The organism is Flavobacterium arcticum, assembly GCF_003344925.1.
Classification (GTDB): domain Bacteria; phylum Bacteroidota; class Bacteroidia; order Flavobacteriales; family Flavobacteriaceae; genus Flavobacterium; species Flavobacterium arcticum.
The window spans coordinates 624109-637059 of record NZ_CP031188.1; the positions used below are offsets into that span (position 1 = coordinate 624109).

Annotated in this window: 9 protein-coding genes; 4 read left to right on the plus strand and 5 right to left on the minus strand. The window is 36.1% G+C overall.

Features of this window, described 5'->3' with window-relative positions:
- Window positions 1-104 precede the first annotated feature (104 nt).
- Complete coding sequence (locus tag DVK85_RS02910; protein ID WP_114676994.1) at window positions 105-668, plus strand: hypothetical protein; 564 nt, start codon at window positions 105-107, stop codon at window positions 666-668.
- On the opposite strand, the gene DVK85_RS02915 is transcribed toward DVK85_RS02910, so the two are convergent.
- Complete coding sequence (locus tag DVK85_RS02915) at window positions 665-1951, minus strand: MFS transporter (RefSeq protein ID WP_114676995.1); 1287 nt, start codon at window positions 1949-1951, stop codon at window positions 665-667. The two genes, DVK85_RS02910 and DVK85_RS02915, sit on opposite strands and share 4 nt — an antisense overlap.
- Window positions 1952-2150: 199 nt before the next feature.
- Here DVK85_RS02915 and DVK85_RS02920 point away from each other — a divergent pair, with 199 nt between their 5' ends.
- Genes DVK85_RS02920 through DVK85_RS02930 form a run of 3 tightly spaced genes read left to right on the plus strand, consistent with a single transcriptional unit; the run spans window position 2151 to window position 5850 of the window.
- The gene (locus DVK85_RS02920) at window positions 2151-3305 is read left to right on the plus strand and encodes a 5-(carboxyamino)imidazole ribonucleotide synthase (protein ID WP_114676996.1); all 1155 of its coding nucleotides are present in this window, start codon (window positions 2151-2153) and stop codon (window positions 3303-3305) included.
- A gap of 1 nt (window position 3306) precedes the next feature.
- Window positions 3307-3795, plus strand: a complete 489-nt coding sequence (gene purE, locus DVK85_RS02925) for a 5-(carboxyamino)imidazole ribonucleotide mutase (protein WP_114676997.1) — start codon at window positions 3307-3309, stop codon at window positions 3793-3795.
- Window positions 3796-3822: 27 nt separating this feature from the next.
- A complete protein-coding gene (locus tag DVK85_RS02930; RefSeq protein ID WP_114676998.1) occupies window positions 3823-5850 on the plus strand; it encodes a M3 family metallopeptidase in 2028 nt (675 codons plus the stop codon).
- 52 nt (window positions 5851-5902) lie between these two features.
- Here DVK85_RS02930 and DVK85_RS02935 read toward each other — a convergent pair whose 3' ends face one another.
- From DVK85_RS02935 to DVK85_RS02950, 4 genes are all read right to left on the minus strand, one after another.
- Complete coding sequence (locus DVK85_RS02935) at window positions 5903-7666, minus strand: aromatic amino acid hydroxylase (protein WP_114678965.1); 1764 nt, start codon at window positions 7664-7666, stop codon at window positions 5903-5905.
- A gap of 256 nt (window positions 7667-7922) precedes the next feature.
- Window positions 7923-10238 (minus strand): T9SS type A sorting domain-containing protein, encoded by a 2316-nt coding sequence (locus DVK85_RS02940; protein ID WP_114676999.1) that lies wholly within the window; start codon window positions 10236-10238, stop codon window positions 7923-7925.
- A 136-nt stretch (window positions 10239-10374) separates the two neighbouring features.
- On the minus strand, window positions 10375-10887 hold the full coding sequence (locus tag DVK85_RS02945; protein WP_114677000.1) for a DUF4136 domain-containing protein: 513 nt from the start codon (window positions 10885-10887) through the stop codon (window positions 10375-10377).
- A 70-nt stretch (window positions 10888-10957) separates the two neighbouring features.
- Complete coding sequence (locus DVK85_RS02950; protein WP_114677001.1) at window positions 10958-12946, minus strand: urocanate hydratase; 1989 nt, start codon at window positions 12944-12946, stop codon at window positions 10958-10960.
- Window positions 12947-12951 lie beyond the last annotated feature (5 nt).

Here is a 12951-nt window from a genome sequence, read left to right on the forward strand (position 1 = left end):
TACAGTACAGCTCTTTATAAACTGTAGTTTATTTTATAAAATTATTATAGCTAAATATTGAGATATTTAAGGTGTTTTTGTAATTTTCGAGTTTTGCTTTAATTATGCACACTACCTTTTACACCAAAATAATAAATAGTAATGCACGTCGCAGTATTCGTGATGAGCTATCTAAGGTGGTACTCAGTGACAAAGGCTTGTTTCCCGATTTAATAAATATCGCTTTTGATATAAATGATAAAAACCACCATAAAGCCTGCTGGATACTAGAATTAGTTTGCGAAGCTAGAATTACATGGCTTAAAGAACATTTGACCGAATTTTGTAATACATTACCTCTTTTAAAAAATGATAGCGCCATACGTCCTATAGCTAAAGTATGTACATTTGCTATAAAGCATCATGCTAAAGACATTAATTTCTTAAACGATAAGCAATTACAACAAATAACGGAAGCCTGCTTTGACTGGGTAATTAATCCTGATGAAAAAGTAGCTGCAAAAGTATATGCCATACAGTCGCTATATCTTTTAGGTAAAAGTAACGAATGGATATATCCTGAATTACAGCCAATACTAGAACTTGATTTTTCTAAACACACCGCTGCTTATAAAGCAACTGCTAAAGATGTTTTACGAAAAATAGCAAGACAGCAAAAAAAACATTAATCATCTGTTTCCTCTTCTTCTTCAAAACCAAATCTGCGAAGCTGTGGTGCACTGAAAAAAGTTACTGCAACCACTCCTAGTGTAAGGCAGCCACCTACTACAACAGCTCGTACTGTACCTAACCAATGTGCCATAACACCACTTTCAAAATCACCTAATTCGTTAGAAGAGCTTATAAACATAGTATTTACCGATGCTACACGCCCACGCATATGGTCTGGAGTTACAAGCTGAAGTATCGTGCTTCGTACCACTACACTCACAGCATCGAACATACCTGAAAAGAGTAGCATAAAAAATGAGAGTATAAAATTAGTAGAAATACCAAATATTATAATCGACAAAGCAAACCCTGTAACTGCCATAAACAACTTCCTACCGGGATAAGTTTTTAAAGGTAAGAAAGCCAGTATCGCCATAGTAAGTAATGCTCCTATACCAGGTGCAGCACGAAGAATACCAAAGCCCACCTCATCTACATGTAATATTTCTTTTTGATATACCGGCAATAATGCAACCGCACCACCAAACAGCACCGAGAACATATCGAGTAATTGTGCTCCTAACAATTCTGGTGTTTTTAACACAAAGCGTATACCCATGGTAAGGCTTTTTAATACAGGCTCTTTTTCTTTTTTCAATATCGGCTTTACGCTTATAGAAAGTATCGGGATTAATAACAATACCTCTACTATAACCACAGCAAGCATCCCAGCAATTACGCCGTCGAACGCAATAAGTATCCCTGCTGTAAGTGGTCCTATTACAGACCCCATTTGCCATGCCATACTACCCCAACTGGTAGCATTAGCATAATTCTTTCGAGGTACTATAAGTCCAAATAATGAAAATACCGAAGGCCCCATAAACGAACGAATAACCCCACCGCAAAACACAAAAAAATAAATTAAGTAAAGGGTAGTATTAAGCCCTAAAGCATCAAACACATACGGTGTAGTAAGCGCAAAAAGACTTAGCCCTAGCAGTATGTATGCGGAAATACAGACTAGTACCATTTTTCTTTTCTCCATCAAATCGACAAAATGTCCTGCAAAGAGTGAAAAACCAATAGCAGGTATTACCTCTGCTAAGCCTACTAGTCCAAGTGATAATTTATCGTTTGTTATTTGGTAAACCCAATAAAAAACAATGGTTATCTGCATGTTCAGCGCAAAAATAAGCCCGAATCGTATACTTAAAAACGAAAGAAATTCGCGGATTTTAAGTGACGGATTCTTTTTTAAGAATGTTGACTCTTTTTTATCCGCATCGCCCTTTTCCATAGCTAATATAAATTTGGCGCAAATATACAACAGTATCTTACTACAGTAGGCTTATTTCATATTTTCATATTAGTAAAAACTATTAAAAACATCTTGACACCCTACCCTTACGTTATAACATACTTTATAAACTTTGTCATTTAATAGCAAAATTTTATGGCTTTAAGTATCTTTGACACTGCTAACAACAACACGACAAATGAACTACTTTTCTTCTGATTTTAAACTGGGAATTTTAGGTGGCGGACAACTTGGAAAAATGCTGCTTACCGAAACCCGAAAATTTGATATACAAACCTACGTACTCGACCCGAGTGATGAAGCTCCTTGTAAAATAGGTAGTAACAAATTCTTTCAGGGTAGCCTGATGGATTTTGATACCGTTTACAACTTCGGGAAACAAGTTGATGTACTTACTTTTGAGATAGAGCATGTAAACGTAGCTGCACTCGAAAAATTAGAAAGCGAGGGGATAAAAGTATATCCATCGCCTGCTACTTTAAAACAAATACAAAACAAAGGCGACCAGAAGGACTTTTACATCGCTAATAAAATACCAACGGCTGACTACAGACGTTTTGAAAACTTAAACGACCTGAAGCTGGCAGTTGAAGAAGAACAAATCCTTATGCCTTTTGTATGGAAAAGTACCGAGGGTGGTTATGATGGTAACGGTGTAAAAGTAATTCGATCTGCAGAAAGTTTTGAAGGTTTACCCGATGTACAGTGCATAGCCGAAGTAATGGTTCCTTTTATACATGAGCTTGCGGTAATTGTAACACGTAATCCATCTGGAGAAATAAAAACCTATCCTGTGGTAGAAATGGAATTTCACCCAGAAGCCAATCAAGTGGAGTATGTTATCTGCCCAGCACGTATACCGGATGCTGTTTCGGAAGATGCTAGAGATATCGCTTTAAAAGTTTCCGAAGCATTTAACCATGTAGGATTACTGGCTGTAGAAATGTTTAGAACAGAGGACGACCAAATAGTTGTAAACGAGGTAGCACCAAGACCCCACAACAGCGGACACTACTCTATAGAGGCAAGCTATACATCGCAGTTTGAACAACATCTGCGCGCTATATTAGACTTACCACTTGGTAATACCGATAGTAAAGCAGCTGGTATTATGGTAAACCTTGTTGGTGCAGAAGGTTACAGCGGTAATGTAGTATATGAAAATATAGAAAAAATATTAGGTCAAGACGGCGTTACTCCGCACATATACGGAAAGAAGCAAACACGTCCTTTCAGGAAAATGGGACACGTAACCATAGTGAATGAGGATATTAATGAAGCAAGGCGTATAGCCGAAGAAGTTAAAAACAGTATTAAAGTAATTAGCAATTAAAATGAAAGTAGGAGTTATAATGGGTAGTATATCGGATATGCCGGTAATGCAAGCTGCCATAGATATATTAAAAGAGTTTGGAATAGATACAGAGGTGGATATTGTATCGGCACACCGTACACCCGAAAAGCTATATGAATACAGTAAAGAGGCACACAACAGAGGAGTGTCGGTAATTATTGCGGGTGCAGGTGGTGCAGCTCACCTACCGGGTATGGTTGCTGCTATGTCACCACTACCTGTTATAGGTGTTCCTGTAAAATCCAGCAACTCTATTGATGGATGGGATAGTGTACTCTCTATACTGCAAATGCCAGGTGGAGTACCCGTTGCTACCGTAGCCCTAAATGGTGCTAAAAATGCAGGAATATTAGCTGCACAAATATTAGGGAGCCATGATAAACTCGTTCAAGCAAAAATAATCGCATACAAACAAGAACTTAAAAATGCTGTAAACAAAGCATCGGAAGATTTAAAAAATCAGCAATAGTTTTTGTAACATCTAAGTAAAAAACACATGAATATACTCACACAAAAATTTACTACAAAGCACGACACTGCTCCTTTTAGCAAAATAAAAAACGACGATTTCTTACCTGCTTTTCAGGAAGGGATAACTTCGGCTAAAGCAGAAATTGATGCTATTGTAAATAATACCGAAGCTCCAACTTTTGAGAACACTATAGAAGCCATGTCTTTTAGTGGTGAAATGCTAGACAGAGCTTCTAGCATATTTTTCAACCTACATTCGGCTGAAACTAATGATGAAATCCAAAAAATAGCGCAAGAGGTTTCCCCATTATTATCAGAATTTGGTAATGATGTACGATTAAATGCCGAATTATTTGAAAAGGTGAAAGCAGTATATGATAAAAAAGACTCGCTTGACTTGACAACGGAACAGCAAACATTACTTGATAAAACATATAAAAGCTTTTCGCGTAATGGCGCTAACTTACCTGAAGGTAAGAAAACCAAGCTTAGAGAAATTGACAAAGAACTTTCGAAACTAAGCCTTGAGTTTGGTGAAAATGTTTTGGCAGAAACTCATGCTTTTCATTTGCATATAACGGATGAAAAAGACCTTTCGGGTTTACCCGAAGGTGTTATTGAAGCGGCGCAAGAAATTGCCAAGAGTATGGAGAAAGAAGGTTGGGTATTTACGCTAGATTATCCAAGCTATATACCCTTTATGACGTATGCCGATAACCGTGAGCTTCGTAAAAAAATGGCTTTGGCTTTTGGCGCGAAAGGATTTCAAAATAATGAACACGACAATCAGGAAATAGTATTACAGATTGTAAAACTACGTTATGGGCGCGCACAACTATTAGGCTATAAATCGCATGCCGATTTTGTTTTAGAAGAACGCATGGCAGAAAATCCCGAAAAGGTTAAGTCTTTCTCGAATGATCTTTTAGAAAAAGCAAAACCCGCTGCTCAAAAGGAGTTTGAACAATTAACCGCATTTGCAAAAGAGATTGATGGTATTGATGAGCTTCAAAAATGGGACAGTGCATATTACTCTGAAAAACTAAAACAAAAACTTTTCAATCTTGATGATGAAAAACTAAAACCTTATTTCCAGTTAGAGAAAGTACTTAATGGTGCTTTTACCATAGCTGGTAAGTTATACGGTATCACATTTGAAGAAGTACAAGACATTGACAAATATCATAAAGATGTAACTACCTATGAGGTAAAAGATGAGAATGGTAATCTTGTCGCTGTTTTTTATGCTGATTTCTTCCCAAGAAAAGGAAAACGTAATGGCGCATGGATGACATCTTACAAACCTCAGTATATAAAGGATGGGGTTAACGAAAGACCTCATGTTTCTATAGTTTGTAACTTTACTAAACCTACCGAAACTAAACCATCTTTACTTACTTTTAACGAAGTGACAACGCTTTTCCATGAGTTCGGGCATGCATTGCATGGTATGCTTGCCAACACAACTTACCCTAACCTATCAGGAACAAGTGTATATTGGGATTTTGTAGAGTTACCAAGCCAAGTAATGGAAAACTGGTGCTATGAGCCTGAGGCGTTAGAGTTATTTGCGCACCACTATAAAACCGACGAAATGATACCGATGGAATACATCAAAAAGATTAAAGAAAGTGCAAGTTTTCAAGAAGGTATGGCAACATTAAGGCAACTTAGCTTTGGGATGCTCGATATGGGTTGGCACAGTCTTGACCCTAGTAGTATTACTGATGTAAAAACATTTGAGACAGAACAATTTGCTAACACACAGTTATATCCTGATGTAGCTGAAAATGCTATGAGTACTGCTTTTAGTCATATATTCCAGGGTGGTTATTCATCGGGCTATTATAGCTACAAATGGGCAGAAGTACTGGATGCTGATACGTTTGAATTATTTCAGGAAAAAGGAATTTTTGATACCGCAACAGCTACTGCTTTTAAGGAAAACATACTAAGTAAAGGTGGTACAGAACACCCTATGACGCTATACAAACGCTTTAGAGGTCAAGAACCAAAACCTGAAGCACTACTTAAAAGAGCTGGGTTATTATAAACCCTGCTTATATAAAATAAAAAAGGATGCTTATATAAGCATCCTTTTTTGATTAATCAAGTGATTTCTCTTTTTCAAAAATAAGTTCGAGTCCTCCATCTACTAAATGTACAATTTCTGGACGTCTATTTTTAACATCATCAAGATGTGTCATTACCTGATTTAGTAATTCGGTAGTATTATTTTTCTGTAACAATTCAGCAATTTCTACTGATAACAACCAATCATTAGGATGATTTTGTTTTACTATGGTAAATATGCTTTGCAATTCTTTATTATCTGCTTTACCTTCTCTAATTCCTCTTACTTTTTGATATAACCCCTCTAGCTCTTCTCTTGCAGGTGATTTCTTAGCTTTTATTGTTTGGCTTGACGGCACATGAGTAATAAGATCGAAACTTGTTACATCGGCAGGACCAGAAAAAGCCGCAATTACTTTTTTACCTACAGCCATATCATAAATACCCCATTCTGGCTGAAACAACACTGTATCGTTATGTGTTACAGTACAATCTTTAAAACTGATAATAATTATTTTTCCTTGTAAGTTACGTGTTCCAGTTATAATTTCTCCTGATACCTTTACACCGCCCTCAAACTCTAATGTTACACGACCACCTTCATATATATCATAAGCCTGTAAATCTCTCGGACTCATATCTTCTATAGCAAGGTTAATACCTTTTAGTTTTCCAACTGGGCTGCCAAAACCTTCGGCATGATACAATGTACCATGACCTACAAGTTCTTTTTCTCTATATGACAATGCTGTAGCTCCTGTAGTTTGTATATATATAGGCTTCCCGTTATCTTGAATGACATTAGTAAATGTACCCGAAACCTGTAAACCTGTACTAAGCTCTATAGTACCTAAAGCATTAGACTGTATTAGTTTAGTAAGACCGCTAAGACCACCTGTACGCAAAGCCATTTTATTAGCAAACTCTTCGAGTACTTGGTTAAGATGAGCAAAATCAGGCGTTACATATAGCTGCGGTTGTGGCTTTGTGATATCAAAACTTTGATAAGCTGCATTTATATCATATGGCATTTTTTTCACATTATCTGTCATACACCAAGCACTTTCGCCTATAGAAGAAAGTAAACCTGCACCATATATTTTAGGGTCATCAACAGTACCGATAAGACCATACTCTACTGTCCACCAATGTAAGTTACGCACAAGTGCCATTTCAGACAGTTCGCCCATATCATTTTGTAAGTCTTCTACTCGTTTTTCAATAGCATCAATCTCATCTTGCGGTGTACCCTCTGCTTCTTTTAGTATTGATAATAATCGGATCGCTTCATACATTTCGTAATCTCTTGCCGATGATATTGCTTTACAGCCTATCTCTCCAAAACGACGTAAATACTCAGCATATTCTGGATTAGCAATAATAGGTGCGTGTCCTGCTCCTTCATGAATAATATCGGGTGCGGGCGTATACTCTATATGCTCTAGTTGGCGAATATCTGATGCGATAACCAATACATTATAAGCCTGAAACTCCATAAAAGCATTCGGCGGAATAAATCCATCAACAGCTACGGCAGCCCAGCCAATTTCTTTAAGTATGCGGTTCATACCATACATACTTGGTATATTATCTACTTCAATACCTGTTTTCTCTAAACCTTCAAGGTAAGAGTTATGGGCAACTTTACTAAGATAGTCTACATTTTTACGCATTACATAGCGCCACACTGCCTGATTTATAGGTGTGTAATCTTTATAGTCTTGCGGCTTTATAAATTGCCTTAAATGCTCTGGCAACTTATCTAATAATGGATTGCTATCTATTGTTGCACTCATATTACTTTGCATTATTGTTATAGTGTAAAATTACGAATTTCTCACGATTTGCAAACAATCAGTAATGATTATATTTTTATTTTAATTAAGAAAAACTATAAATTGAAAAATATGTAAAAATGCTTAATCACTAATAAAAAAAGCCACAGCTTGTGCTGTGGCTTTTTCAGAAAGTAAAACAAAAAGTAATAAATAAATCTAATAAAAGTATAAACTCATTATTTCCTGCTCTTAGTATGTTATAATTCTTAAATTTTTATTCTTTAACTAATTTCTCCACTTTAGAACCATTATCTGTTGTTATTTTAACAAAGTATAAGCCTGATGGCTGTGCCGAGACATCTAGTCTAATACTCGTCTCATTACCGACTCTACTATGTAATAACCTACCTTGTACATCATATAGTTGTACTGATGTAATAGCACTATTTGCTGCTATGGTTACGTTATCAGTAGTTGGGTTAGGATATAGTTTTACAGAATCGTCTTTTGTTAAAACGTCATTACTTAAAACAGCAAACGTAGTATTAGCTTCGTTGGTTTCTATCGGGAAATTATAATCAAAATAGATATTGGCTTCTTGCATTACAATATCATCTTCTTGCAATGTATTTAGTGTTTTAATCTTGTATAATACATTTCCTTTTCCGCCATTAGCTGCAAGGTTTATATTGCCAAAGTAAAACTCTACTTTATTACCTGTAATACGAGTTTCTACATTATGCGAAGCATCTATCAATTGTAATGTACTAACATCAAATTGTTCCTCATTAATTTCATTTTTCACAACAATAAATGTTGCAGGTGCTGTACCCGTATTCTCGAAGTTGATATTATAATGTAGGTAATCACCTATTTTGCTTACATGTACAGCTTCACCTTCAAGACAGGTAATATCATTTGGGTCAAATGATCCTACTACCGTTTGAGCCAATGTAAATGTATTATCATCAGGGTTTTCATCGCCCGTAGCTGAAGTAATGTTTGCTGTAAACATCAATAAATCATCTATATTAACCGCGGGAGTATCTGTTGGAGCATTTACATTTAAAGTAAGGTTTATATTTCTGGTTTCAAAAGGTTGCAGGTCACTATAACTCCAGCCAAATGTATTTGTTGCTGCTCCTACTCCAGAAGTAGAAGAAACATAATCTAACACTGTTTCGTCATACGTTAGTAGAACATTGCCTGACAGGGTTTGGTTTCCTTTGTTTCGATACGTTATTTTATAAGAGGCATTAAACCCGGGTTGAGCGGGTTCTGTAGGAACAATAACAACTTCTACATCGGGATGCTCTCCATTAGGTGTTACACAAAAGCTTTGAGTTTCTATATTATTATTATCATCTTCAAAAGTTACCGTAGCTGATGATGGGGTTATTGTAAACCAGTCATTGTTTTCTATACTTGGTGAAAGGGTAAATGTACCTGCTCCCCAATAAAAGTTATACTCTCCTATGTTATTACTGAATACTGCAAATTCTTCATCGTTTTCTGTAGTGATATCTACACGGGTATGATTAATTAGGTTGTCATTTATATCACAACCATCATTATCGGCATCAAAGGTAAAATTACCTGTTATAGTATTATAATCACCCCCTGGTGTAAAGTTGCAATAGGAACTAATCAAAACATTTGGGTCGTTTAAAACGGTTTCGGAAAAAAGGGTTTCATTTCCTTCATCAATACATACATAGATGGGTTGAAGATTGCCATTATTAAGCATTACCGTAAAAGAATCATAGTTACTTATCCCGTTTTTTAAATTTAAAGTCCTGAAAGGGATAGGTATTATCGCAACAGCTTCATCAAAACGTAAAAAAAGATCATCCAAAGCAGTACATCCACTAAGGTCGATATCATTAACAATACCTATTCCTCCATTAAAATTTAAATTTAAATACGTTAAGAGCGGCTTATTACCCAACAAAAAATAATCAACGTACTGAGGATTAGTTATTGATACATAACTTAAATTATTGTTAGCACTCAAATCAAAATATACTGATGTATTATTCAATATTAGACTCTCCAGACTTGGTAATTGGCTAAAATCCATATCAAAAACCACGTCTGTAAAATTGACATGTGTAAGATTATTCACTCCTGAAACATTTAAAACAAGCATACTATCACCGCCTCCTGTTAATCCATTAAAATTTATATTTTCAAGATTACTTAAACCGTTAAGGTTTATACTATCAAACTCATTACTATCGCTTATTGATAACTGAGTTAGTTGGGTAAGTGCTGTTAAATCCAGGTCTAAAAGCTGATCGGCTTCAGTAATTGATAATTTAGTTAAATTTGAAAAACTTCCGATTCCCTCAAGTGAAAACACAAAAAAACTAAACAAGTCAATAGTAATTTCACCTACATTAAGTGCTTCACTAAGTTGTATTTCTCCATCATTATTTGCATCTAATGAAATTATATTTCCATTAAGATCTTTGGCATCTGTATAATTTGATAATAATGCTTCTTTAAATGCAACATCCGGTACATTTACAATTTGTGCACTCGCAGCTGTCGTTATTAGCAGTAATAGGAAAAGTAATTGTTTTTTCATAGCGTTTTATTTTATTGAAGGTTGATTTTTAGCTAAATTAAAACAATTTTCCTGATGTTGTGTTGCTCCATGTTTAATTTTCAATGAATTAAAAAAGCCCTTGCTATTGGCAAGGGCTTACTATATTATAAATAAATTATTGTTTCTTCTGCGGAGGATATTTTTTCATTATTTCCATAACAAATTCATTAATACGTTCTTGCTTCCTCTCGCGATCAAGGGTTAACACACCAGTACCTATACCCTGCCAAACCAATTCTTTTTTGCGAGCATCCAGTATATCAATATAAAGTATGCCTTGTGTAGAGGTATTTACAGTGGTATAGTTACCACCCCACATCCATGGGCTGTAGCCCCAGTTATTTACATTTACTTGCTCATTAGCACGAGTAAATATATTTATAAGCATATCGGGACTATCACTCTTTACAAAACCTTTCTTCTGCATTTCGGCATCTATAGCACGTAGTATGCGCTTTTTATCAAGGTCAGATATTTCAGCCTTATCTATACCCTGTTTAAAAAAGGCATAGGTTTTATACTGATTAAAATCTACAGCAGCATCGTAATCCGAATTCACACGAATAGAACTACACGAAGCTATAAAAACTGTAACAAATAGTAATGATAGCAATTTTATCTTTTTCATAGTAACACAATTTTCATTTTAATAAAAACGCATCAATCTATTAACACCAAACTTTAGTTAAGTATAAATATTAGCTCAATAAAGCGTCATCTACTTTATTAGGTAAGGTAACTTTTAGCAACGGTTGACTTTCCATAGCGCGTTTTATTGCAAAAATAGCTTCATCATTTCTTGCCCAGCTTCTACGCGAAATACCATTATTTACATCCCAGAAAAGCATTGATTCTAAGCGTTTTGATGCTTCTTTAGAACCATCAAGAACCATACCAAAACCACCATTTACAACCTCTCCCCAGCCTACACCACCACCGTTATGGATGCTTACCCATGTAGCCCCGCGGAAACTATCGCCAATAACATTATGTATTGCCATATCTGCTGTAAAACGAGAACCATCGTATATATTAGAAGTTTCTCTATATGGAGAATCAGTACCACTCACATCATGGTGGTCGCGCCCTAGTATTACAGTATCTATTTCGCCTTTTGCAATTGCTTCGTTAAATGCTCTTGCAATAGCAATACGTCCTTCGGCATCGGCATAGAGTATGCGTGCCTGAGAACCTACTACCAGTTTATTTTCTTGCGCTCCTTGTATCCACTTAATGTTGTCCTGCATTTGTTGTTTTATCTCATCGGGCGCAGTCTTAGCCATTTCTTCTAACACTTTAGATGCTATCGCATCTGTTTTGGCTAAATCTTCTGGTTTACCCGAAGCACATACCCAACGGAATGGACCAAAACCATAATCGAAACACATAGGTCCCATAATATCCTGAACATAACTTGGATATTTAAAATCGATACCATTTTCTGCCATTATATCGGCTCCAGCACGCGAAGCTTCTAGCAAGAATGCATTACCATAATCGAAAAAGTAAGTCCCCTTTGCAGTATGCTTATTAATCGCAGTAGCGTGCCTACGTAGCGTTTCTTGTATTTTCTCTTTAAACAACTCTGGATTATTAGCCATCATATCATTTGCTTCCTCGAAAGAAAGACCAACAGGGTAATAACCACCTGCCCATGGGTTATGAAGCGAAGTCTGATCGCTACCTAAATCTATATAAATATCTTCTGCATCAAACTTTTCCCAAACATCTACTATATTACCTTGATAGGCTATAGATACTACTTCTTTAGCGGCTTTTGCCTCACGAACTCTTTTTACAAGCGTATCCACATCTTTAACGACCTCATCTACCCACCCTTGTGAATGACGTGTGTGTACTGCTTTAGGGTTTACCTCTGCACATACAGTTATACATCCTGCAATATTACCTGCTTTTGGCTGCGCGCCACTCATACCTCCAAGCCCAGAGGTAACAAATAGTTTACCCTCTAGTCCTTCTCCATTTTTAGAAATTTTTCTACCACCATTAAGTACTGTAATGGTAGTACCATGCACAATACCTTGAGGTCCTATATACATATAGCTACCTGCTGTCATTTGCCCGTATTGGGTTACACCTAGTGCATTAAACTTTTCCCAGTCATCTGGTTGAGAATAATTAGGGATCATCATACCGTTAGTAACAACTACTCTTGGTGCTTCTGGGTGTGAAGGGAATAATCCCATAGGGTGACCAGAGTACATTGTTAGTGTTTGTTCATCGGTCATCTCACTAAGATATTTCATAGTAAGTCTATATTGTGCCCAGTTTTGGAACACTGCGCCATTACCACCATAAGTTATTAACTCATGTGGGTGTTGTGCTACAGCATAATCTAAATTATTCTGTATCATTAGCATGATAGCTTTAGCTTGCTCTGATTTTCCTGGATATTCTGAAATAGGGCGAGCATACATTTTATAATCAGGACGTAAACGATACATATAAATACGACCATATTTTTCTAACTCATCAGAAAATTCTTTTATTAGCTCGGGATGATCTTTTGGTTCAAAATAACGCAGTGCGTTACGCAATGCTAATTTTTTCTCCTCCGTAGTTAGTATCTCTTTTCTTTTTGGTGCATGATTTATAGCTGGGTCATACACTTGTGGTTGTGGTAAAACCGGTGGTATTCCTTCTTGTATCTGTTCTTGAAATGTCATATATT

Excerpts from the sequence above, each read along its gene's own strand:
- DVK85_RS02935 (WP_114678965.1), bottom strand. The coding sequence starts at position 7,666 with ATGAGTGCAACAATAGATAGCAATCCATTATTAGATAAGTTGCCAGAG.
- purE (WP_114676997.1), top strand. The coding sequence starts at position 3,307 with ATGAAAGTAGGAGTTATAATGGGTAGTATATCGGATATGCCGGTAATG.
- DVK85_RS02915 (WP_114676995.1), bottom strand. The coding sequence starts at position 1,951 with ATGGAAAAGGGCGATGCGGATAAAAAAGAGTCAACATTCTTAAAAAAG.
- DVK85_RS02910 (WP_114676994.1), top strand. The coding sequence starts at position 105 with ATGCACACTACCTTTTACACCAAAATAATAAATAGTAATGCACGTCGC.
- DVK85_RS02940 (WP_114676999.1), bottom strand. The coding sequence starts at position 10,238 with ATGAAAAAACAATTACTTTTCCTATTACTGCTAATAACGACAGCTGCG.
- DVK85_RS02920 (WP_114676996.1), top strand. The coding sequence starts at position 2,151 with ATGAACTACTTTTCTTCTGATTTTAAACTGGGAATTTTAGGTGGCGGA.
- DVK85_RS02930 (WP_114676998.1), top strand. The coding sequence starts at position 3,823 with ATGAATATACTCACACAAAAATTTACTACAAAGCACGACACTGCTCCT.
- DVK85_RS02945 (WP_114677000.1), bottom strand. The coding sequence starts at position 10,887 with ATGAAAAAGATAAAATTGCTATCATTACTATTTGTTACAGTTTTTATA.
- DVK85_RS02950 (WP_114677001.1), bottom strand. The coding sequence starts at position 12,946 with ATGACATTTCAAGAACAGATACAAGAAGGAATACCACCGGTTTTACCA.